General features: G+C 35.1%; 15 protein-coding genes and 1 other RNA gene. 6 read left to right on the top strand and 10 right to left on the bottom strand.

Annotated features, from left to right (window positions below):
• Positions 1-7 precede the first annotated feature (7 nt).
• From BLT84_RS13295 to BLT84_RS13280, 4 genes are all read right to left on the bottom strand, one after another.
• Complete coding sequence (locus BLT84_RS13295) at positions 8-922, bottom strand: type IX secretion system membrane protein PorP/SprF (RefSeq protein ID WP_034893211.1); 915 nt, start codon at positions 920-922, stop codon at positions 8-10.
• A 12-nt stretch (positions 923-934) separates the two neighbouring features.
• Complete coding sequence (locus BLT84_RS13290; protein WP_091266600.1) at positions 935-11,275, bottom strand: tandem-95 repeat protein; 10,341 nt, start codon at positions 11,273-11,275, stop codon at positions 935-937.
• Positions 11,276-11,309: 34 nt separating this feature from the next.
• On the bottom strand, positions 11,310-11,828 hold the full coding sequence (locus BLT84_RS13285; RefSeq protein WP_157717936.1) for a hypothetical protein: 519 nt from the start codon (positions 11,826-11,828) through the stop codon (positions 11,310-11,312).
• A 466-nt stretch (positions 11,829-12,294) separates the two neighbouring features.
• The gene (locus BLT84_RS13280) at positions 12,295-12,780 is read right to left on the bottom strand and encodes a hypothetical protein (protein WP_091266593.1); all 486 of its coding nucleotides are present in this window, start codon (positions 12,778-12,780) and stop codon (positions 12,295-12,297) included.
• A 335-nt stretch (positions 12,781-13,115) separates the two neighbouring features.
• Between BLT84_RS13280 and pdxH the strand changes: the two genes are divergently transcribed.
• The 4 genes from pdxH to BLT84_RS13260 are packed head-to-tail and all read left to right on the top strand — an operon-like array spanning position 13,116 to position 17,249.
• The gene (gene pdxH, locus BLT84_RS13275; RefSeq protein ID WP_091266589.1) at positions 13,116-13,760 is read left to right on the top strand and encodes a pyridoxamine 5'-phosphate oxidase; all 645 of its coding nucleotides are present in this window, start codon (positions 13,116-13,118) and stop codon (positions 13,758-13,760) included.
• 2 nt (positions 13,761-13,762) lie between these two features.
• Positions 13,763-14,248, top strand: coding sequence for a SixA phosphatase family protein (locus BLT84_RS13270; protein ID WP_091266586.1), 486 nt, complete (start codon positions 13,763-13,765; stop codon positions 14,246-14,248).
• 5 nt (positions 14,249-14,253) lie between these two features.
• Entirely contained in the window at positions 14,254-16,356 is a 2,103-nt protein-coding gene (gene ppk1, locus BLT84_RS13265; RefSeq protein ID WP_034893190.1) for a polyphosphate kinase 1, read from the top strand.
• Positions 16,353-17,249, top strand: a complete 897-nt coding sequence (locus BLT84_RS13260) for an exopolyphosphatase (RefSeq protein ID WP_034893187.1) — start codon at positions 16,353-16,355, stop codon at positions 17,247-17,249. The genes ppk1 and BLT84_RS13260 overlap by 4 nt, the downstream gene beginning before the upstream one ends.
• A gap of 2 nt (positions 17,250-17,251) precedes the next feature.
• Here BLT84_RS13260 and BLT84_RS13255 read toward each other — a convergent pair whose 3' ends face one another.
• Entirely contained in the window at positions 17,252-17,833 is a 582-nt protein-coding gene (locus BLT84_RS13255; RefSeq protein WP_034893184.1) for a tRNA-(ms[2]io[6]A)-hydroxylase, read from the bottom strand.
• Positions 17,834-17,835: 2 nt separating this feature from the next.
• Positions 17,836-19,653: a DNA polymerase III subunit gamma/tau gene (locus BLT84_RS13250; protein WP_091266583.1), complete on the bottom strand. Its 1,818-nt coding sequence runs from the start codon at positions 19,651-19,653 to the stop codon at positions 17,836-17,838.
• Positions 19,654-19,777: 124 nt separating this feature from the next.
• Here BLT84_RS13250 and rnpB point away from each other — a divergent pair.
• Positions 19,778-20,092: RNase P RNA component class A (rnpB, locus tag BLT84_RS13245), an RNA gene on the top strand.
• Here rnpB and BLT84_RS13240 read toward each other — a convergent pair.
• Genes BLT84_RS13240 through BLT84_RS13225 form a run of 4 tightly spaced genes read right to left on the bottom strand, consistent with a single transcriptional unit; the run spans position 20,090 to position 22,466 of the window.
• Positions 20,090-20,467 carry a hypothetical protein gene (locus tag BLT84_RS13240; RefSeq protein ID WP_034893178.1) on the bottom strand — a complete coding sequence of 126 codons (378 nt, stop codon included), beginning with the start codon at positions 20,465-20,467 and terminating at the stop codon, positions 20,090-20,092. The genes rnpB and BLT84_RS13240 overlap by 3 nt on opposite strands.
• A gap of 4 nt (positions 20,468-20,471) precedes the next feature.
• Entirely contained in the window at positions 20,472-21,011 is a 540-nt protein-coding gene (locus BLT84_RS13235) for an RsmD family RNA methyltransferase (RefSeq protein ID WP_091266581.1), read from the bottom strand.
• Positions 21,008-21,829 (bottom strand): DUF3822 family protein, encoded by an 822-nt coding sequence (locus BLT84_RS13230; protein ID WP_091266578.1) that lies wholly within the window; start codon positions 21,827-21,829, stop codon positions 21,008-21,010. The genes BLT84_RS13235 and BLT84_RS13230 overlap by 4 nt, the downstream gene beginning before the upstream one ends.
• On the bottom strand, positions 21,816-22,466 hold the full coding sequence (locus BLT84_RS13225) for a hypothetical protein (protein WP_034893168.1): 651 nt from the start codon (positions 22,464-22,466) through the stop codon (positions 21,816-21,818). The genes BLT84_RS13230 and BLT84_RS13225 overlap by 14 nt, the downstream gene beginning before the upstream one ends.
• Positions 22,467-22,581: 115 nt before the next feature.
• On the opposite strand from BLT84_RS13225, the gene BLT84_RS13220 reads away from it, so the two are divergent.
• Positions 22,582-24,018 carry an ATP-dependent RecD-like DNA helicase gene (locus tag BLT84_RS13220; protein WP_091266575.1) on the top strand — a complete coding sequence of 479 codons (1,437 nt, stop codon included), beginning with the start codon at positions 22,582-22,584 and terminating at the stop codon, positions 24,016-24,018.
• Positions 24,019-24,034 lie beyond the last annotated feature (16 nt).

The following is a 24,034-nucleotide window of genomic DNA, read 5'->3' as shown; positions in this document are numbered from 1 at the left end:
ATTAATGTTAGAAAAATCTTGGAGATTTATATCTGGTGTTTCTAAATCTAAATTCGTAGATCAAAATGATCTCGTGAGAACCAGAGGTGTAAGGTCTAAGGTCTGAAATGCTATATTCATAAGCGTATCCAATACGTAGAGGTTCAAATACTCTAAAATCTACAAAGGCACCAATTGCATCATCTATTCTGTAAGTAGCACCTAAATATAACTTTTCATCATAAATGGTAGTTGCAGAAATGTCTACAGATAAAGGAGCACCGCTAGTAGCTTTTGCTAAAGCTGTTGGTCTTAATTTCCAAGTGTCATTAAGGTCGAAAACATAACCCCCGGTTAAATAATAATGAACTTGTTCCAAAGCTACATATTGATTAAAGTCGTTATTATCATTATTTATCAGTTTTGGAGCAGAAAGACCCACGTACCAGTTTTGAGCAGAGAGATACAATCCTGCACCTACATTTGGAGTCCATTTGTTAAACTGATCTCTAAAAAAAGGATCATCCATAACCTGAGGATCTGTAAATAGATCCTCATCCAGATCGTAATAGCTAAATCCACCTTTTATACCAAAAGATAATGTTGTTTCTTGTCCTACAGGAATTGTATAAGAAACATCTCCGTAGATATACGTGTAATTCTCATAACCTGTTTTGTCATTTATAACAGACAGTCCAACCCCAATTCGTTCATTTCTTAAAGGAGAATGAAGAGAGAGAGTTTGGGTACGAGGAGCACCTTCTATACCAACCCATTGGTTTCTGTTTAATGCAGTAAGTGAAAATCCGTCTCTACTCCCGGCATACGCAGGGTTTACAGATATGGTATTATACATATACTGGGTGAACTGTGGTAATTGCTGAGCCTGAGTTGAAGACAGACCAGCAAAAACTATCGATATTAGGATATAGAAATTTTTCATGTTTTTAGAGCTTTATTTTGTTCCTAAGTAGATGTATCCTTGAATTGGTTCTAAACCACTACCTACAACCTCTACAATATAGTAGTAAGTTCCGGAAGGTAACTGATTAGAGCTAGTTACAGATTTATTTGAGAAGCCATCCCAGTTGTTTCTATAGTCTTTTTGGCTATACACTTCTGCACCCCATCTATTAAAGATCTTAACGCTATAAGTGAAACCACAATCTAAATCTTGTCCGATATTAAATGTATCATTCTTCTGATCACCGTTTGGAGTTACCACTTTTGAAATACTATCTCTCACATCAGATTGACCACAAGGTAATACTATACAATCATCATTAATAAAGACAGTAACCGCAGTTGTGCTGCTACAAGCTCCACTTATATTATAATTGAATGTGTAGGTGCCTACAGTTAATTTCGATGGATCTATACTATTACCAGAAAGGGCGCCTGTAGCTGCAGGATCAGACCAAATTCCAGAGGTGTCATAATCTCCAACTAATAATTCGAAAAGATCAAACTCCACATCCTCTATACACAGATCAACAGTGAGTGTGTCTATGACCTGAGCACTTACCCCGTTAAGAACTACAACAGTTGCTTCAGAAACCATTTCTGTTGCGTTTCTAGCAGTTACATTATAGGTGCCAGGTTCAAGATTAATAAATACACCGCTATCTTGATAATCTACTCCGTTGATGCTGTAGGTTAATCCAATTTCCGTTTGAACTGTAATAGCTCCGCTTGGAACAGCACATGTAGGCTGCTCTATAGATATTACCACTGGTGCTTCTGGTGAAACAGGATCTGCACCATTCACAGTAATAGTAACTGTAGCAGTATCTGTTCCGCCGTTTCCATCTGAAATTGTGTATTCAAAAGAATCTGTTCCGTTAAAGTCTGGGTTAGGAGTATAAGTGAAAGTTCCGTCTTCATTAAGAACTACAGTTCCGTTTGAAGGATTGGTGTTGCTAATTACCGTAAGAACGTCTCCATCAGGATCTGAATCATTATCAAGAACTGAAATAGTTACCGCAGTATCTTCATCTGTAGAAACTGCATCATCAACAGCAATTGGAGCATCATTTACACCAACCACGGTAATAGTAACTGTAGCAGTATCTGTTCCACCGTTTCCATCTGAAATTGTGTATTCAAAAGAATCTACACCGTTAAAGTCTGGGTTAGGAGTATAAATGAAAGTTCCGTCTTCATTAAGAACTACAGTTCCGTTGCTTGGATTGGTGTTGCTAATTACCGTAAGAACGTCTCCATCAGGATCTGAATCATTATCTACAACTGAAATAGTCACTGCTGTATCTTCGTTTGTTGAAGCTGAATCATCAACAGCAATTGGAGCATCATTTACACCAACCACAGTAATAGTTACTGTAGCAGTATCTGTTCCGCCGTTTCCATCTGAAATTGTGTATTCAAAAGAATCTACACCGTTAAAGTCTGGGTTAGGAGTATAAGTGAAAGTTCCGTCTTCATTAAGAACTACAGTTCCGTTTGAAGGATTGGTGTTGCTAATTACCGTAAGAATGTCTCCATCAGGATCTGAATCATTATCTAGAACTGAAATCGTTACTGCAGTATCTTCGTTTGTAGAAACTGCATCATCCACCGCTACCGGAGCATCATTTACACCAACCACAGTAATAGTTACAGTAGCAGTATCTGTTCCTCCGTTTCCATCTGAAATTGTGTATTCAAAATAATCTACACCGTTGAAATTGTTATTAGGAGTATAAGTGAAAGTTCCGTCTTCATTAAGAACTACAGTTCCGTTACTTGGATTGGTGTTGCTAATTACCGTAAGAACATCTCCATCAGGATCTGAATCGTTATTAAGAACTGAAATTGTTACCGCAGTATCTTCGTTTGTTGAAGCTGCATCATCCACCGCTACCGGAGCATCATTTACACCAACCACAGTTATAGTAACTGTAGCAGAATCTGTTCCGCCGTTTCCATCTGAAATTGTGTATTCAAAAGAATCTACTCCGTTAAAGTCTGGGTTAGGAGTATAAGTGAAAGTTCCATCTTCATTAAGAACTACAGTTCCGTTACTTGGATTGGTGTTACTAATTACAGTAAGAACGTCTCCATCAGGATCTGAATCATTATCTAGAACTGAAATCGTTACCGCAGTATCTTCATCTGTAGAAACTGCATCATCCACCGCTACCGGAGCATCATTTACACCAACCACAGTTATAGTTACAGTAGCAGAATCTGTTCCGCCGTTTCCATCTGAAATTGTGTATTCAAAAGAATCTACTCCGTTAAAGTCTGGGTTAGGAGTATAAGTGAAAGTTCCGTCTTCATTAAGAACTACAGTTCCGTTTGAAGGATTGGTGTTGCTAATTACCGTAAGAATGTCTCCATCAGGATCTGAATCATTATTAAGAACTGAAATTGTTACTGCAGTATCTTCATCTGTTGAAACTGCATCATCCACCGCTACCGGAGCATCGTTTACACCAATTACAGTAATAGTAACTGTAGCAGAATCTGTTCCGCCGTTTCCATCTGAAATTGTGTATTCAAAAGAATCTACTCCGTTGAAATTGTTATTAGGAGTATAAGTGAAAGTTCCGTCTTCATTAAGAACTACAGTTCCGTTTGAAGGATTTGTGTTGCTAATTACCGTAAGAACATCTCCATCAGGATCTGAATCGTTATTAAGAACTGAAATTGTTACCGCAGTATCTTCATCTGTTGAAACTGCATCATCAACTGCTACCGGAGCATCATTTACACCAACCACAGTAATAGTAACTGTAGCAGTATCTGTTCCTCCGTTTCCATCTGAAATTGTGTATTCAAAAGAATCTACACCGTTAAAGTCTGGGTTAGGAGTATAAGTGAAAGTTCCGTCTTCATTAAGAACTACAGTTCCGTTTGAAGGATTTGTGTTACTAATTACCGTAAGAACATCTCCATCAGGATCTGAATCGTTATTAAGAACTGAAATCGTTACCGCAGTATCTTCGTTTGTTGAAACTACATCATCCACCGCTACCGGAGCATCATTTACACCAACCACAGTAATAGTAACTGTAGCAGTATCTGTCCCGCCGTTTCCATCTGAAATTGTGTATTCAAAAGAATCTACACCGTTAAAGTCTGGGTTAGGAGTATAAGTGAAAGTTCCGTCTTCATTAAGAACTACAGTTCCGTTTGAAGGATTTGTGTTACTAATTACCGTAAGAACGTCTCCATCAGGATCTGAATCGTTATTAAGAACTGAAATCGTTACCGCAGTATCTTCGTTTGTTGAAACTGCATCATCCACCGCTACCGGAGCATCATTTACACCAACCACAGTAATAGTAACTGTAGCAGTATCTGTTCCTCCGTTTCCATCTGAAATTGTGTATTCAAAAGAATCTACACCTTTAAAGTTTGGGTTAGGAGTATAAGTAAAAGTTCCGTCTTCATTAAGAACTACAGTTCCGTTACTTGGATTGGTGTTGCTAATTACTGTAAGAACATCTCCATCAGGATCTGAATCGTTATTAAGAACTGAAATCGTTACCGCAGTATCTTCATCTGTTGAAACTGCATCATCCACCGCTACCGGAGCATCATTTACACCAACCACAGTAATAGTAACTGTAGCAGTATCTGTTCCTCCGTTTCCATCTGAAATTGTGTATTCAAAAGAATCTACACCGTTAAAGTCTGGGTTAGGAGTATAAGTGAAAGTTCCGTCTTCATTAAGAACTACAATTCCGTTGCTTGGATTGGTGTTGCTAATTACCGTAAGAACATCTCCATCAGGATCTGAATCATTATCAAGAACTGAAATAGTTACCGCAGTATCTTCATCTGTAGAAACTGCATCATCAACAGCAATTGGAGCACCCTTCACGGTTACAGTGAAGCTACATTCTGCAGTATTTCCAGAAGCATCTGTAGCAGTAAAGGTTACAGTAGAGATTCCGATAGGGAACTGGCTTCCAGAAGGAAGTCCGGCAGTTTGTTCTACGGTTACCTCACAGTTGTCTGTAGCTGTAGCATCTTCAAATTCTACGATTGAAAAGTTCTCACCAGAAGCAGTAGTTTGCGATATGTTGGAAGGACAAGCAATTGTAGGATCTTGATTGTCTGTTACGATCACATCAAAAGAAACAGTTGAAGTATTACCTGCAGCATCTGTTGCAGTATAAGTTACTATGCTAGTTCCAACAGGGAATTCACTTCCAGAAGCAAGGCTTCCTTCATTTAAGGTTACTATCGTACCCTCACAGTTGTCTGTTGCTATTGGAGCTTCAAAAGAAACTACCGCACCACATTTTCTAGGATCAGTGTCAACTTCAATAGTAGCCACAGGTCCAAAAGTTGGATCTTCAGTATCTGGAATTGCTTCTATTTCTACTTCGGAAGGAGATGAGATACAATCTCCACCTACCAATCTAGCAGTTATGTTATAAATTCCTGTCTTAAGGTTGCTAAATAATCCACTTGATTGATAATCTACACCATTAATGCTAAATTCAACTCCAGCTATCTCATTAATTAAAATTGAACCGTTATTTAGATTACAGGTTGTGTTTGATACGGAAATTAGATCCGGATCTTTTGGTGTAATATTAATGGTAAGATTCAGTGTTGCAACATTGGTACACCCTGCGTCATTTTTACTTTCGAAAGTATACGATCCAGATTCAGTATAAGTTTTACCATTCCAAGCGTAGCTATCACAAGAAGTGACATCTTCTGTAGTGGTAGTAGTTTTAGTAATGGTAAGATTCAGTGTTGCAACATTGGTACACCCTGCATCATTTTTGCTTTCGTAAGTATATGTTCCAGATTCAGTATAAGTTTTACCGTTCCAAGAATAGCTATCACAAGAAGTTACATCTTCTGTAGTGGTAGTAGTTTTAGTAATGGTAAGATTCAGCGTTGCAACATTCGTACAACCAGCATCATTTTTACTCTCAAAAGTATACGATCCAGATTCAGTATAAGTTTTACCGTTCCAAGCGTAGCTATCACAAGAAGTCACATCTTCTGAAGTAGTAGTGCTTTTAGTAATGGTAAGATTCAGCGTTGCAACATTGGTACAACCTGCGTCATTTTTACTCTCGAACGTATACGCTCCAGATTCAGTATAAGTTTTTCCGTTCCAAGAATAGCTATCACAAGAAGTGACATCTTCTGAAGTAGTCGTGCTTTTAGTGATAGTAAGATTCAGCGTTGCAACATTGGTACACCCTGCGTCATTCTTATTTTCGTAAGTATAAGATCCAGATTCAGTATAAGTTTTTCCGTTCCAAGAATAGCTATCACAAGAAGTGACATCTTCTGAAGTAGTCGTGCTTTTAGTGATAGTAAGATTCAGCGTTGCAACATTGGTACAACCAGCATCATTTTTACTCTCAAAAGTATACGATCCAGATTCAGTATAAGTTTTACCGTTCCAAGCGTAGCTATCACAAGAAGTCACATCTTCTGAAGTAGTAGTGCTTTTAGTAATGGTAAGATTCAGCGTTGCAACATTGGTACAACCTGCGTCATTTTTACTTTCGTAAGTATACGATCCAGATTCAGTATAAGTTTTACCATTCCAAGCGTAGCTATCACAAGAAGTGACATCTTCTGTAGTGGTAGTACTTTTAGTAATGGTAAGATTCAGTGTTGCAACATTCGTACACCCTGCATCATTCTTACTCTCAAAAGTATAAGATCCAGATTCAGTATAAGTTCTTCCATTCCAAGAATAGCTATCACAAGAAGTTACATCTTCTGAAGTAGTCGTGCTTTTAGTGATAGTAAGATTCAGCGTTGCAACATTGGTACATCCTGCATCATTTTTACTCTCGTAAGTATACGCTCCAGATTCAGTATAAGTTTTTCCGTTCCAAGCGTAGCTATCACAAGAAGTTACATCTTCTGTAGTAGTAGTGCTTTTAGTAATTGTAAGATTCAGCGTTGCAACATTGGTACACCCTGCGTCATTTTTGCTCTCGAAAGTATACGATCCAGATTCAGTATAAGTTTTACCGTTCCAAGAATAGCTATCACAAGAAGTTACATCTTCTGTAGTGGTAGTAGTTTTAGTAATGGTAAGATTCAGTGTTGCAACATTGGTACACCCTGCATCATTTTTACTCTCGTAAGTATATGCTCCAGATTCAGTATAAGTTTTTCCGTTCCAGGTGTAGCTATCACAAGAAGTTACATCTTCTGTAGTAGTAGTGCTTTTAGTAATGGTAAGATTCAGCGTTGCAACATTGGTGCAACCTGCATCATTTTTACTCTCGAACGTATACGATCCAGATTCAGTATAAGTTTGACCATTCCAAGCGTAGCTATCACAAGAAGTTACATCTTCTGTAGTGGTAGTGCTTTTAGTAATGGTAAGATTCAGTGTTGCAACATTTGTACAACCAGCATCATTCTTGCTTTCGTAAGTATACGCTCCAGATTCAGTATAAGTTTTTCCGTTCCAAGAATAGCTATCACAAGAAGTTACATCTAATGAAGTAGTAGTACTTTTAGTAATGGTTAGATTCAGCGTTGCAACATTTGTACAACCCGCGTCATTTTTACTCTCGAACGTATACGATCCAGATTCAGTATAAGTTTGACCATTCCAAGCGTAGCTATCACAAGAAGTTACATCTAATGAAGTAGTAGTGCTTTTAGTAATGGTAAGATTCAGCGTTGCAACATTTGTACAACCAGCATCATTCTTGCTTTCGTAAGTATACGATCCAGATTCAGTATAAGTTTTTCCGTTCCAGGTGTAGTTATCACAAGAAGTTACATCTTCTGTAGTAGTAGTGCTTTTAGTAATAGTTAGATTCAGCGTTGCAACATTTGTACATCCTGCATCATTCTTACTTTCGTAAGTATACGATCCAGATTCAGTATAAGTTTTACCGTTCCAAGCGTAGCTATCGCAAGAAGTTATATCTTCTGTAGTGGTAGTGCTTTTAGTAATGGTAAGATTCAGCGTTGCAACATTGGTACACCCTGCATCATTCTTACTTTCGTAAGTATAAGATCCAGATTCAGTATAAGTTTTACCGTTCCAAGCGTAGCTATCGCAAGAAGTTATATCTTCTGTAGTGGTAGTGCTTTTAGTAATGGTAAGATTCAGCGTTGCAACATTGGTACACCCTGCATCATTTTTACTCTCGTAAGTATACGATCCAGATTCAGTATAAGTTTTTCCGTTCCAGGTGTAGCTATCACAAGAAGTTACATCTTCTGAAGTAATAGTACTTTTAGTGATAGTAAGATTCAGCGTTGCAACATTGGTACACCCTGCGTCATTCGTACTTTCGTAAGTATAAGATCCAGATTCAGTATAAGTTTTACCATTCCAAGCGTAGCTATCACAAGAAGTTACATCTTCTGAAGTAGTAGTACTTTTAGTAATTTTAAGATTCAGTGTTGCAACATTGGTACACCCTGCGTCATTTTTACTCTCGAACGTATACGATCCAGATTCAGTATAAGTATTACCATTCCAAGCGTAGCTATCACAAGAAGTGACATCTTCTGTAGTGGTAGTAGTTTTAGTAATGGTAAGATTCAGCGTTGCAACATTCGTACACCCTGCATCATTCTTACTCTCAAAAGTATAAGATCCAGATTCAGTATAAGTTCTTCCATTCCAAGAATAGCTATCACAAGAAGTTACATCTTCTGAAGTAGTCGTGCTTTTAGTGATAGTAAGATTCAGCGTTGCAACATTGGTACATCCTGCATCATTTTTACTCTCGTAAGTATACGCTCCAGATTCAGTATAAGTTTTTCCGTTCCAGGTGTAGCTATCACAAGAAGTTACATCTTCTGTAGTAGTAGTGCTTTTAGTAATTGTAAGATTCAGCGTTGCAACATTGGTACACCCTGCGTCATTTTTGCTCTCGAAAGTATACGATCCAGATTCAGTATAAGTTTTACCGTTCCAAGAATAGCTATCACAAGAAGTTACATCTTCTGAAGTAATAGTACTTTTCTTAATGCTAACATTAAAATTATATTGAGCAGCTTCACAAGATCCATTTGCAGGAGCATATATATAAACTGTTTTAGTTTCGATGATTTTGGTACCTGCCTCAATTAAATTTACACCGTTTGGTTGTGCATAATATTTACCATTTGTTAATTCCGGTAAAGTATATGAATCACAAGTCTCAACATTTGAAGGTTTATCAACAATTGGCTTTGCGTTGATTTTTACTTTAATTGCAACCTTATTTTTGCTAATACAGCTAGCAGAAGGTCCTTCTGCAACGTAATACGTAAAATCGCCGGCAATATCTGTATTTGGAACTATACTTGTTTGAGGCGAAGCCGCTTCGTCATTACTAGTATAATAAAAAAGTTGGTAACCTGCTTTACTTGGATCAGCACTTAATGGCTGCGCCTCAACATTCACACAATATTCTACATTCGTAGTTGTAGGGATTGATGAGATATTTTCAATAACAATATCGAATGCTATGTAGCAATCTTGAGAACCAGGAACTATGGCATAATAGTTATTCGTACCGGAAGTATTCGGGAATGGATTGTTAATAGTATATTCTGTTGTATTGTCTTCTACCGGATAGCTATTATAGAATCTTGTTCCAGTTGGAAAAGCAGAATTAACTTCTGTAATAGAAATTGGATTTTCTCTATTACAGTAATTAAAGACTCTTTTATCTGGAGTGTTCTGACAGTTGTTCGCTATGAAATAAGTAGCATTAATCTTAGTTTTTAAAGGTGCTGTAATTGGTTGACCTTCACACGTAGTATTATCTGTATAACCTTGAATAAGATCTTTATCATTCACAGGAATATCTGTGATCTCTCCAATTCCGCTTAAAGAACCTTTAAACGTGATGTTATTTCCATCACCGCAAATAGAATTCTTTAAGATGGTACAATCTTCTGTTATCTTAAACTTCACTGTTAATTCTCCTAGAACCGAGTTGGTATTAGAGGCAACCGGTAAAGTTCCTATATTCCATATTATAGATCCGGTAGCTCCTAAGCTAGGATCGTAAGTAATAGAATTTGGAGTAGTAGGAGTGAAGTTAAAAGTTCCAACCGCACTGTTATTTACATAAGAAACGTTGTAAGGTACAGGAATAACCAGTTTAGAATTTTTAATTGGCTCATTACCTTTATTCTTTACTTGTACTTTATAAGTAATAACATCTCCAGGAAAAGCTTCTGTATTTGCAGAAGGAGAATTGTTAGAGTTTATACTCGATAAAGCACTAATACCTTCAATATTTGGCTGATATGCATCAACAGACAAGACCATATTGTAAATCACATAGGTATCTTGAGTAGTACCATATCTAAACTTAGTTGAAGTTTGATTATTGGTTATTACCGACTTATCTGAGTTAGGAATATTTAAAATGTTGATATCCAAACCTGTGTTGTTCACTAAGTTTGGATTGCGATTTCCAGAAGTTGAAATTGATGAGTTAAAGAAGTTATTAGAGGTGGTGTTGCTATGATTTAAGCGCAACCAAGAACCATCGAGTTTTTTAATTTCAAAATAATCCCCAGATATACCTCTATCACCTTCCCCAGCCATAAGTCCCAATTTCATGTTGATAGGACCAGACTGAGCTGTATTGAAACCGGAAACAGGAATCTCATAATTTTGAGTTACCTGACCTCTTACATATGCGTAACCGTCAAAAACAGTAATGTCTCTAAGATTCATTTGTGCATTCTCATAGATCACAACCATTCCCCATCCACCATAATATCCGGTAGAGCCACCATTTCCTTCAGAAAGTTCCATGTCTGCTACCCAATACTCTCCAGATCCATTACTTTTTACAAGATCTGTAACCTCTGCGTACCCAACATACATATTATCATCTCCAGGAAACTTTATGTCTGATGCTGCTGCATTAAATACTTTGTAAGATGTATCATTAGGACCTTTTAACTTTATTTTTCTCTTATTGCTAGTAGTACTAATATCGTTAGTACGCGCGGTCCAGTATAGTCCGGCATAAATTACTTCAGAACATTCTTTAGAAGCATTATTTTCATTGGAAAATAGCAATTCTGCAGAAGAAGAGTTATTGGTACTTGAAATACCATCCTTATCCACTTTTTGCATAGAATTGTTACTGTTATTCTTACTGTCGCTGTAAGCAGATAACGTCATGTTGGTATTTCCAATAATGGCGAAATCTCCATTTACATTATAAACTTTTTTCTCTGGAGATGCTACAGAAGTTCTTTGTGTAAAATCTGTTCTAACCTGTGCACTGATATTGAAAATACCTCCGATAATAAAGAGTAGCAAGGCTACATATACTTTCAACATCGATCTTTCAGCTTTTAGATAGTAATTTTGTTTCATAATACGCCGTATTAGAGTAAACGTTTAATGCTATTTATTGAGGAATAGAGGTGGAGTAAAGCAATACAACTCCAGAAGGAAGTTCCATAGCAATTTTTTCTATCTCGGTATTTGAACAATTGAATGGACAAATGATATAGATATATTTTAAAGAGCTAAATCCTGATATTTTAGAAAAATCTATAGTTGATGGTAACGAAGCAGCATCATCAAATTTTATAACTAAAAGCTCCACTTTTTCAAAAAGGGAGTTCGCTTTTAAAAGTTTTGAAAAGGATTTAAAATCAACCTCAGCTTTAATTGGAGACTTTTCATCATAAGCGTTGATCTCATTACTTTCAATAAATACTGTTGGAACCAAATCGTAAGCTAATACCTGAAGCGGCACTGCTGCTTGTGCACTGCTCTTTGTTTTCATTGTACTAACACTAGTCTTTTTATTAGAATTTTGTGCCAGGTACTCCGTTATTTCGTAAGCCTTTATATTTTGAGCAGAAAGAGCAAAAAAACTTGGAAGTAAAAAGAGTAGGGAGAGAGTAGTTTTCCAGATCATAATATTTTCTTTAGGAATGATTTGTTGAAATAATATCAACTAGCTATTTAATTATTTATCTCCTTAATGACTAAAATTATATTCATTAAAGATGTTAGTTCAATAAATTAGTATTCTCGAAATAGAATTGAAGCTGAAGATATTTTTAGGGGAGATCTTAACAAATCGATTTGGGGTCAATTGCGTTTTCGCCTTAATTCTAAAGTAAATTTATTCTAAAAATTTAGTTAAAAAAGGAATATGAAATTTATTAGATGTAATGTTAAATTTCATCTATGAAATACATGTTTTTTTGAGAAATAAGGGAGGGATTTCCCCTATTTTAATTTATTAGTCAGGTAGTTACAATATTTTAATTACTACTTCAAATAGGGGAAAATAAGTAAATTTAATATGTAGGAGTTATTATTTTTGTACAAAAATGGCCGCCAAATTAGGCAGCCATGAATAAACAACAAAGTAGGGATTATCGTTGTTCATACATTAAAATTCTGTGAGCACTTTCTTCTAAGAGAGGATTCTTTATTAAGTCTATTTCATAAATCCAACCATCTTCTACTGTGGAAAATAAATGATATTCTTCATCAACAGACATTCCTAAATCTTGGCGTGCATGATTTAGCCAAGTCTGGTAAGTTGGCTCATCCATCTGTTTGCTATTAGCACTTACAATCATAAAATCTCCTTCTATAGAGATATTAAAGCGCGCCTCTTCGTTATTTCTAACTTTACCCAGATCTTCCCAATTCCCTTCATCCATTTTGGAGATAGTGATACTGCTCAAATTTCTAGGATCAAAATCAACAGCATAAACAGTATGATCTCTACCGTAATTATCTGTATCCAACATGGAAGGTACAGAACAACTAGAAAATGAGATTAAAATCAATGCTAGACATAAATAGGATAAAATTGAGCGATTTGAGGAATCTTCAAGTTTTAAAAATGTCATTAGAAATCTACTTTAAAATTAGTTAGCTAAATTTTAATAGTAGGTTAAGAATTTCGTAATCAGAATCCGGGGGGAATCATTTGATTTTTACGAAAGTAAACTAAAAGAGTCTTTTAATTGCAGATTATTTTAACTTTTAGATAAAAGGTTGAAATAATAGTTAAAATACTTCTTTAGAACTACGTATTCATGAAGTTAAAATCTTAAAGTGTTGATTTTTAAAATATTACGGTTAACAGTGTAATTTGATTTTAAGAAAATATTAGGACCTCTAAACTTTGTATTTTTTTACTGCTCTTATTTTCTAAACTTGTAAATTGCATTAAACTTTTTTTATGGGTAAGAACTTAGCAGATTACAGAAGAAATTATACTAAAGGTAAGCTCTTAGAGTTTGAAATTTCAAGTAATCCTTATCAATTGTTTACCAACTGGTTCGAAGAAATGGAAGCTCAAAAAGATCAGCATGAAGTAAATGCTATGACTGTTTCTACAATTGGTGATGATGGATTTCCTAAAAGTAGGGTGGTGCTTTTAAAGGAATATAGTGAAGATGGCTTTATTTTCTATACCAATTACACTTCAGAAAAGGGATTGGCTATTGCTAAAAATCCCCAGGTTTGTATATCTTTTTTCTGGCCTACATTAGAGCGACAAGTAATAATTAAAGGCTTAGCGGAAAGATCTTCTGAAGAGAAAGCAGAAGAATATTTTAGATCTCGTCCAAAAGGGAGCCAGCTTGGAGCATGGGCTTCTAATCAAAGTTCTAAAATAGAATCTAGAGAAGTTTTGGAAAGAAAACTAGAGGAGTTAAAAGCAAAATTTAATGGGAAAGAAATTCCCAAACCACAATTCTGGGGTGGCTATTTAGTTAGACCTGTAAGTATTGAATTTTGGCAAGGAAGAGAAAGCAGGCTTCACGATAGAATTCTATTCGAAAAAGACGAAAATTCTTGGTCCTATAAACGTTTAGCACCCTAATTATGAAAAGACTGATCTTGGTTAGACATGGTAAATCATCCTGGGAACAGCGTTTGCCAGATCATGAAAGACCCCTTAAAGAAAGAGCTTATAAAGATGCAGAAGTTGTCTTTAGAACTTATAACATGTCGCAAAATAAGCCGGATGTAATTTGGTCTAGTGATGCTGTAAGAGCATTAGAAACTGCAAAGATCTTTAAGAATAAATTGCAAATTAAAGATTCAGATTTTTTTGTGAAAAGTAGATTATATACTTTTAGCAAACCAGATCTTAAGTTTCAAATAGAATCTTGTGATGATTCTGTGAATGTGCTCATGGTATTTGGCCATAATCCAGCAATTACAGAATTAGTAAATAGTCTTGGAGATATATATTTTGAGAATATACCAACCACAGGACTTGTTATATTAGATCTTGAAGTAAATACCTGGAAAGTCCTTAAAAAAGGAAAAATAATTTTACACTTGTTCCCCAAAAACGTACGATAAGTTACATGAATCATAATCAATATATTAATAGAGAATTAAGTTGGCTTCAGTTTAATGCAAGAGTACTTCAGGAAGCAGAAGATGAGTCTGTTCCTCTTATTGAAAGGCTTAGATTTTTAGGAATATTTTCAAATAATTTAGATGAATTTTTTAAGGTGCGTTATGCTACTATTAAAAGAATTGATCTGGCAGGGAAAAGTGCAAAAAGCGTTCTTGGAGGTATAAAAGCTGGTAAATTATTAGAGGAGATCACACAAATAGTGATAGAACAGCAATCTGAGAGTTTAAGAGTTTTAGATAAAATTCAGGACAATCTTCGCGATCATGATATTTTTATTATCAATGAAAAACAAGTTTCAGAATCTCAAGAGATCTTTATAAAGAATTATTTTCTAACCAAAGTGAGTCCCGCATTGGTAACTATAATTCTTAATGATCTAGTTAGAGTACCTAGTTTAAAAGATAGTGCAGCCTATTTAGCAGTAAAGATGGTGATGAAGGAAGAAGTTCCTCAACAAGGTATCTCAAAATTATTAAATAGACATATTCGAGATAAGAAGTATGTACTTATAGAAATTCCAAGAAGTATTAATCGCTTCGTGGTGCTTCCGGAAGAAGATGGCAAGCAATATATTATTCTTTTAGATGATCTTATAAGATTTAATCTTAAGACCATTTTCAACATTTTTGAATATGAGAGTGTCTCTGCACATATGATAAAGATCACACGAGATGCAGAATTAGATATTGATAGTGATCTTAGTAAGAGTTTTATCGAAAAGATTTCTATGAGTGTTAAAGACAGGATAAAAGGAGATCCTGTAAGATTTGTCTATGATATGAATATAGACGAAGATACACTTGGTTACCTAATGAGCAAAATGGGAATAGATTCTACAGATAGTATTATTCCTGGGGGTAGGTATCATAACAGAAGAGATTATATGGATTTTCCTAGTCTCGGAAATGATAAATTATTGTACAAGCCTATAGACCCACTTCCAATTCCAGGATTAGTGCTTCAGGGGAGCTTGTTAGGTTTTATTGCTAAAAAGGATTATTTACTTTATACGCCATATCAAACATTTCAATATGTAGTAAAGTTTCTTAGAGAAGCAGCGCTAGATCCTAAGGTAAGAACCATTAAGATCACCATATATAGATTGGCAAAGATCTCTCACATTGCAAGCTCCCTTATAAATGCGGTGAAAAACGGAAAAAAAGTAACTGTCCAAATAGAATTAAGGGCGAGGTTTGATGAAGTTGCCAATATTAGGTATGCAGAACAGATGCAGCAAGAGGGAGTAGAACTTATTTTTGGTGTAACCGGACTAAAAGTTCATTGTAAAACCTGTGTTATAGAAAGAGAAGAGAATGGAAAACTTATTAAATACGGCTTTTTAAGCACCGGGAATTTTAATGAATCTACTTCTAAGATCTATACAGATTATACTCTTTTTACAGGAAATCAAGAGCTTTTAAAAGAAATCAACAAGGTATTCGACTTTTTTGAGATTAACTATAAAGTGAGTAGGTACAAACATTTATTAGTATCTCCACATTATACCAGAACTGCAATTATTAAGCTTATTACTACAGAGATCGAAAATGCGCAAGCAGGTAAACCTAGCGGAATTAAATTAAAGCTGAATAGTTTGTCTGACTTTACATTGATAGATAAGCTTTATGATGCCAGTAGAGCGGGAGTCAAGATAAAATTGATTGTACGTGGAATCTGTTCGTTAATTCCCGGTGTTCCCGGAATGAGCGAAAATATTGAAGCTATAAGTATCATAGATAAGTTTCTGGAGCATCCGCGAGTTTATATTTTTGAAAATGCTGGAAATAATAAGATATATATATCTTCTGCAGATTGGATGACAAGAAATATGGATCTTAGAGTAGAAGTATCATGTCCCATCTACGATGAAGATATAAAGAATGAAATCTTAGATACCTTTAATATAAGCTGGGAAGACAATGTAAAGGCAAGAATTTATTGCTTAGATCAGGATAACGCGTATAGAAGAAATGATCAACCTAAGATAAGATCTCAATTTGCTTTGTATGAATATTATCAGAAGAAATTAGAAAACTACCAACAGTGATCCAACAAAGAAAATACGCCGCTATAGATATAGGTTCTAATGCCGTAAGGTTATTAATATCTACTATAACAGAGCAACCAGATAAAGAACCTATTTTTAAGAAGACTTCTTTGGTAAGAGTTCCAATTAGACTTGGGTCTGATGTTTTTATGAATAAAATAATTTCTGAAGAGAATACAAGTAGAATGGTAGATACTATGCAGGCTTTTCAATTATTGATGAAATCTCACAAAATTGATAAATATCAGGCTTGTGCTACTTCTGCCATGCGGGAGGCAAACAATGGGCAAGAGGTTGCAGATCTTATTTTGCGAGAAACAGGTGTTAAGATTGATATTATAGACGGTAATCATGAAGCTTCCATAATTGCTGCAACAGATCTACATGCATTAATACACAGTGATAAGACCTATCTCTATGTAGATGTGGGAGGAGGAAGTACAGAGTTTACGCTATATTCTGAAGGGCATACAATAGCATCTAGATCTTTTAAATTAGGAACGGTAAGATTGCTAAAAAATATAGTAGAACCAGATTTGTGGGAAGAAGTAGAATCTTGGATCAAGAAAGTAACTCATCCTTATCACAAAATAGATCTAATAGGATCTGGAGGAAATATCAATAACATCTTTAAAAGTTCCGGAAAGGCTGTTGGAAAACCTCTAAGCTTTTTGTACCTAAGTTCTTACTATCAGCTCCTAAACTCTTTTACTTATGAAGAGCGTATCACAGAATTGAATTTAAATGCAGATAGAGCAGATGTTATTATACCCGCTACAAAAATTTATCTTTCTGCTATGAAATGGACCAAGGCAAGAAGAATTTATGTTCCAAAAATTGGATTGGCAGATGGTATCATAAAATCTTTATATCAAGAGAAATTAGATAGTTAAATTTATCCGTGGATGCTCTCCTTAGTGCCGAGATCTTTTATGATCTCTGCTTCAAAGACTAATAGTTCCTGCCATTTTTGATCTACTTCTTTTCTATCTCCATATTTTCTAGCGAAATTTAAGAATAGCGTATAATGGTTTGCTTCGCTTATCATTAGATGCTTATAAAAATCTCTTAATTCTGCTTCTTGTAGTTCTTCAGATAACAATCTAAAGCGTTCGCAACTTCTTGCTTCTATTAAAGCAGCAATCAATAATCTATGTACTAATTGTGTTACTCTGCTACCACCTTTAGGAAAAAACGCTCTCAGCTTAATTACATATTCATCCTTTCGATCCCACCCCATTACATAACCACGGGCTAAAAGTTTGTCATGAACCATTTTAAAATGTCCCATCTCTTCTCTAGCTAAAGAGGTCATTTCTGTAACAAGTTCAGAATACTCCGGAAAAGAAACGATAAGAGAAATAGCCGTAGATGCGGCCTTTTGCTCACAATAAGCATGATCTATTAAGATCTCTTCTATATTCTTTTCTGCAATATGAGCCCATCTGGGGTCTGTAGGTAATTTTAAACCAAGCATAGTTATACGTCTAAATCAAAAGTTGTTCTTAATTTTTCTATCAGCGGATTTTTCTCCTTCAGCTTATTGAATTTCTCAATATTAGAGTAAGCATACTTTTTAACGGCTTGCTCATTAACAGTGATCTCAAGACTTATAAAAGTATTTTGGAGTTTCTTTTTCAAAAAACTTATGAGCTGATGTTGACCTTTTTCAAGATCATTTTTCATAGTTTCATTTGGCAAGGTAACCTCTATTACCTTACCCTTTAATTTTGGCATATCTGTTTCCATGATAGATGCCAATATCTTCGAGCCTTTATGCTTAAGCCTATGTATATACTCATCCCAGCCGGCCTGAAGTTGATTTTCTGTAAACTCTTCATTCTTCTCTTCAATAGTATTGGCATTTACCTCACTCTTTCTAGCAAGGATCTCTTTTTTGGCTCTTATACTTTTTAAGGAAAGTCCGGAAACCTTTTCAGATCTAACTTCTGAAGGAGGACTTGGAAGAGGTATAGATTCATGCGCTACAGTTTCTGCTTTAGCTTCAGAAATTTCTTCTTTCTCTTTATATGGATTTTCAGAAATTTTCTCTTGCTCCCTTTTTTCAAAAGTGGGTTGCACTTCACTGGTTATAGTTGGTACTGTTTCTATCGCAGACACAGAAGAATGTTCGTTATCTCGAACAAGAGATTTTTTCTCTGGAGATAATGCAGTAGGAGAAGAAGCTTCAGCAAAATTTGCTGCAGGAATTATGAAGGGCTCAGAGTTTTTTTTTTCTCCATCAAAAGTGATAGAGGCAAGCTGCATTAGGCAAAGTTCAACAAGTAGTCGTTGATTGCGACTGCTTTTATACTTTAGATCACAATCATTTGCCATTTCAATTCCTTTAAGCAGATATTGCATTGTGGTTTGCTGAGATTGATCAAAATATTTTGCTTTACTAGTTTCTCCAACCTCTAATAGATTGATTGTTTTAGGATCTTTACATACCATGAGATCTCTAAAGTGAGAAGCCAGACCAGATATAAAGTGATGCCCATCAAAACCATGAGATAATATCTCATTAAAATCTGTAAGTAGTTGCGGGATATTATTTTCAAGAATAAGTTGCGTCATGTTTAGATAGGTCTCATAATCTAAAACATTCAAATTCTCTGTAACAGATTGTCTGGTAAGATTGGCTCCGCTAAAACTTACCACTCTGTCATAAATAGAAAGAGCATCACGCATAGCTCCATCTGCTTTTTGAGCGATAATATGTAAAGCATCTTCTTCTGCATTCACTCCTTCCTGTTCAGCAATATAGCCTAGATAATTCTTGGCGTCTGTAACGGTAATTCTTTTAAAATCGAAGATCTGGCATCTTGAAAGGATAGTTGGAATGATCTTGTGCTTTTCTGTAGTTGCTAAAATAAAAATAGCATGCTTAGGTGGTTCTTCTAGAGTCTTTAAAAAAGCATTAAAGGCAGATGCAGAAAGCATGTGCACCTCATCAATAATGTAAACTTTATATTTTCCAACTTGTGGCGGTATTCTAACCTGATCTATCAAATTTCGAATATCATCTACAGAGTTATTGGAAGCAGCATCTAGCTCAAAGATATTAAAGGCAAAATCTTCATCCGGTTTTTGAGTTCCATCATGGTTGATCATTTTAGCCAGAATACGCGCACAGGTAGTCTTACCAACACCTCTTGGACCGGTAAACAACAATGCTTGGGCAAGATGATTATGTTCTATAGCATTAAGCAGCGTATTGGTAATTGCCTGCTGCCCTACAACATCTTTAAATGTTTGAGGACGGTATTTTCGTGCCGATACAACAAAATGCTCCATAGATAATTATTGAAGAACAAATATAGAAATACCATTGCTAATAGGTAAATCTTATCTTCTAATTTTTAAAAGGAATTTTAAAGTTGATGTTAGGAAATTAGATATGGTAAAGTATCTTTGCCCGAAAGCAGATCGCCTTATCGCTGCTTCGCTTAGGTGAAGTAGAGGAAAGTCCGGACACCATAGGGCAGCATAGTGGGTAACGCCCACCGGTCGAAAGATCAGGACAAGTGCAGCAGAAAGTATGTACAGGTAATGCTGTAGTGAAACCAGGTAAACTCTATGCGGTGCAATGCCATGTATACCAGCTTTTAAGGGCGGCTCGCTCGTTGTTGGAGGGTAGGCAGCTAAAGATTTTTGGCAACAAAAATTTCAGATAAATGATAAGGATCTTAGTTTTACTGAGATACAGAATCCGGCTTATAGATCTGCTTTTTTATTTTAATATTCCTGTTGCCCAATCTATGGCATCTTCAAGAGAAATAAATATTTCAAAATTCACTTTTGCGAATGTTTTTTCAAAATGAGCAATATTCAAGGTAGAAACGCGATCACTAACAATTGCTACAGCCATCAAGTTTTTTCGGACTATTTCAAGTTCTCTATAAACATTTGGGTCTACATTATAGACATGATCACGTTTAGAGATATATGCAAACTTGGTATCTTTAAAAGCTTCAGAACAAATTTCAACTAGCTCTTGAATGTGTTGTTTGCTGAAAACAATTTCTTCATGCACTCTAGAAATTACATAATTGCTATAAAATTCTAAGGTGGTAAATTCTAACTCTAAAGTTTTAATGGGTGCACTCATCACGTTAAGATACGTAGAAAAAACTAAATACAGAATTTCCGTATCTACGAGCTTCATTAAAATTTCTTCCACTAGAAATATCGGTATGTTTGGAGTGTTCTATTATTAACATTCCATTTTCATTTAAGACATCATGTTCAAAAACTAATTCTGCAATATTATTAAATTGCTCATCTGTAAAGTCATACGGTGGGTCTGCAAAGATAATGTCTGCTTTAGCACCAGATTTCTCAAGATATTTATAAACATCACTCTTAATTGCCAGAATATTCATTTCTAGCTCATCACTAGTCTTTTTTATAAATTTCACGCACTCAACATGGACATCTACAGAAACTATTGGAGCCGAGCCTCTAGATGCAAATTCATAAGATATATTTCCAGTTCCGGAAAATAGATCAAGTACACTTAGTCCACTAAAGTGAACTTTGTTATTAAGAATATTAAATAAAGCTTCTTTGGCCATATCTGTAGTAGGGCGAACAGGAAGTTTTTTTGGTGCAGTTAATCTTCTGCCTTTAAAAGTGCCCGAAATTATTCTCATTGCATGGATTTTATGAGTAAGAATGCTTCTTGTTGAAATTTTTCAGCATTGTACTCCTGTGGTTTTAAATGTAGGTTTAGCTTTATGAAGCTTATATTTTTAATATATTGATATGCTATTTTATAAAAAGGAGAATCAATATCTATTTCACCCATTAGCTTTAATTCAAAATCTGAAGGAACTAGTTCTAGTTGTTCTGCGGTAAATAGTAAATAGTATATAAAATCTTCCTTGGTGTCATAATTAAAACTATTGCTAAGTAGCAATTCATTATCCTTAACTACAACCAGATCAAAATAAGTCTTGTAATTATTTAAATACACCGTAGTTCCGCTAATAGGCCTTTGGCTAAAAATACTTTCTATCAAAACAGAAACAGAGTGTACATATTCAAATTCACCATGCTTATCAAATAAATAGTTGGTGATATTTGTAAACGGAATATATACAGTAATAAGATCTTGCTCTTTTAGATCATCATGTGCCACCACGTCTGTCTTTAAGATCTTAGTATTGTATTTAAGATAATTAGAGGCTTCATCTTCTAAAAAGAACTCTTTAGGTACCATGCTATAAAGGTCATGAGAAAAGAGAACTTTAACCTCCGTAAATTTTCTATCTAGAATATCTTCAGAATTGTAGATCTCTTCAATTTTTTCCAAGATCTTAACAGGGTTATATTCTTTTGGAAATTCTGTCTTTTTGAACCATATCACTTCATTAGTATTGAAATTTAGGATACAAAAAGAAAGTCCATTCAAGCAAACTTGAATGGACAACTTTATTCTATTATTTATTTCTTCCTTATTCTTTATCATCGTATGCTCTTGGCCAGTTTCCTTCTGTCTTGATCTCTTCCATAGAACCAAGGGTGATGAATGGACCGTTAACTCCTTCCACAGAGACTACTTGCTCTTCTTGCATGATAAGATCTTTATCTTGGTCAAACAAAAGAATTTTTTTAGGAACTTTTACTTCAAAAACAGGGATTTTAGAATCATTCTTCACAAGGGTTCCTGCACTCATTTCAAATTTAGCATCAACTCCTTCTACTGGAATGATCATCATTTTCTTATATCTGTCAGAATTTTTGAATAATGAATCTTTTACAGAAGCATATCCTAAGGTATCTATAACGTAATCATCTTTCAATTTATCTACACCATATGCTTTTCTGTATTCTTCATCAAGATAAGTAGTATCTCTACGTTGAGTTAATACAAACTCTGCAGTGTCAATAAACTTGATCAAACCATCAAAATCTTTTTCAAAAGAACCGGTGATCTCTTGATGCGCTAATTGCGCAGCACGAATATCTTTTAGTCTGTCAATTACTTTGGAGTAACGCTTTTCTTTAACTTTATTAAATTGGATTGGGTCATACACTGCGTTGAAAACGAGATATCCCAAAAAGATTATTACAATCCAAAGGAGTAATTGAAATAAAAGTTTCATGCTTTAGAATTTTTTAAATTAATTAGAGTTCATCGCAAATCTACAATTTTTTTTTATTCGTAAAAGTTTCTACCCTAAAAATCCATTGTTATCTTTGAGTTTTGCAAAAAAGCCTATGGAAACCCTTACTGCCGATAAATTTTATAAACTCTTACTCAACGAATTAGGTTTTCAGGCCAAGTTAAAACAAGATATTGCATTACAGCAATTATCTAAGTTTGTGGTAGATCCTTCACCAAATGCAATTTTTCTCTTAAAAGGATTTGCAGGTACTGGTAAAACTACCATTATTAGTGCGTTGGTAAAGAATTTATGGAAGTTAAGACGCTCTGGAATTTTACTAGCACCAACAGGAAGAGCGGCAAAAGTGATCTCCCTTTATTCCAATCAAGAAGCTCAAACAATTCATAAAAAGATCTATTTTCCGAAAAAGACGGGAGGATCTGGCGTACAGTTCGTTCTGCAGCCTAATAAACATAAAAATGCCATTTTTATTGTAGATGAAGCTTCTATGATACCAGATGAAAGTCAGGATTCTAAATTGTTTGAAAACAACGGTCTTTTGGCAGACCTAATTCAATATGTATACTCCGGCCATAAATGCCAGTTGATTTTTATAGGAGATACTGCGCAGCTACCTCCTGTAAAATTGGATCTAAGCCCGGCGTTGGAAGAACATACGCTTGGAGCCAATTATGATAAAGAAGTAATTCATATAGAGCTAGATGAAGTTGTGAGACAAAGTGAAGAAAGTGATATCTTACTTAATGCTACTCGCATTAGAGAGGCATTGTCAGAAGAGTTCTATGATTCTTTCAAATTTAAATTAACGCAACAGGCAGACCTCGTGAGACTTACCGATGGGCAGGATATCTTAGACGCCATTCAGGATTCTTATGATAATTTAGGGCATGAAGACACCAGTATTATTGTAAGATCGAATAAAAGAGCCAATCAATATAACCAGCAAATAAGATCTCGAATATTATTTCAAGAAGATGAAATTGCCACTGGAGATTATTTAATGGTGGTAAAAAATAATTATTTCTGGATAAAACCATCTTCTGAAGCGGGGTTTATTGCGAATGGAGATATTATAAAAGTGCTTGAAATCTTTGCAATTAAGGAATTATACGGATTTAGGTTTGCAGAAGTAAAAGTGCAAATGGTAGATTATCCTAAAATGAAGCCTTTTGAAACAGTGGTGATGCTCAATACATTAGAAAGCAATACACCCTCCCTAACTTATGATGAATCTAATAAGCTCTATCAAGAAGTGATGTTAGATTATCAGGATGAAACCACTAAATACAAGAAGTTTCTAAAGGTTAAAGGCAATAAATTCTTTAATGCATTGCAAATAAAGTTCTCTTATGCAATGACTTGTCATAAATCTCAAGGTGGACAATGGGATACGGTTTTTATTGAACAGCCATATTTGCCTAATGGTGTAGATAAAGATTATCTTCGTTGGCTATATACGGCAGTTACCCGTGCTCAAAAAAAATTATATCTTATTGGTTTTAAAGATGATTTTTTTACCGAAAATTGAAGAATCCAGAAATTAG

Origin of the sequence: Gillisia sp. Hel1_33_143, assembly GCF_900104765.1 — a bacterium.
Taxonomy (GTDB): Bacteria; Bacteroidota; Bacteroidia; order Flavobacteriales; family Flavobacteriaceae; genus Gillisia.
This window is presented reverse-complemented; position numbering and strand designations above follow the sequence as displayed.

Coding starts and splice junctions, on each gene's coding strand:
- ppk1 (WP_034893190.1), top strand. CDS start 14,254: ATGAATCATAATCAATATATTAATAGAGAATTAAGTTGGCTTCAGTTT.
- BLT84_RS13250 (WP_091266583.1), bottom strand. CDS start 19,653: ATGGAGCATTTTGTTGTATCGGCACGAAAATACCGTCCTCAAACATTT.
- BLT84_RS13255 (WP_034893184.1), bottom strand. CDS start 17,833: ATGCTTGGTTTAAAATTACCTACAGACCCCAGATGGGCTCATATTGCA.
- BLT84_RS13270 (WP_091266586.1), top strand. CDS start 13,763: ATGAAAAGACTGATCTTGGTTAGACATGGTAAATCATCCTGGGAACAG.
- BLT84_RS13225 (WP_034893168.1), bottom strand. CDS start 22,466: ATGAAACTTTTATTTCAATTACTCCTTTGGATTGTAATAATCTTTTTG.
- BLT84_RS13280 (WP_091266593.1), bottom strand. CDS start 12,780: ATGACATTTTTAAAACTTGAAGATTCCTCAAATCGCTCAATTTTATCC.
- BLT84_RS13230 (WP_091266578.1), bottom strand. CDS start 21,829: ATGATAAAGAATAAGGAAGAAATAAATAATAGAATAAAGTTGTCCATT.
- BLT84_RS13220 (WP_091266575.1), top strand. CDS start 22,582: ATGGAAACCCTTACTGCCGATAAATTTTATAAACTCTTACTCAACGAA.
- BLT84_RS13285 (WP_157717936.1), bottom strand. CDS start 11,828: ATGATCTGGAAAACTACTCTCTCCCTACTCTTTTTACTTCCAAGTTTT.
- BLT84_RS13235 (WP_091266581.1), bottom strand. CDS start 21,011: ATGAGAATAATTTCGGGCACTTTTAAAGGCAGAAGATTAACTGCACCA.
- pdxH (WP_091266589.1), top strand. CDS start 13,116: ATGGGTAAGAACTTAGCAGATTACAGAAGAAATTATACTAAAGGTAAG.
- BLT84_RS13295 (WP_034893211.1), bottom strand. CDS start 922: ATGAAAAATTTCTATATCCTAATATCGATAGTTTTTGCTGGTCTGTCT.
- BLT84_RS13240 (WP_034893178.1), bottom strand. CDS start 20,467: ATGAGTGCACCCATTAAAACTTTAGAGTTAGAATTTACCACCTTAGAA.
- BLT84_RS13290 (WP_091266600.1), bottom strand. CDS start 11,275: ATGAAACAAAATTACTATCTAAAAGCTGAAAGATCGATGTTGAAAGTA.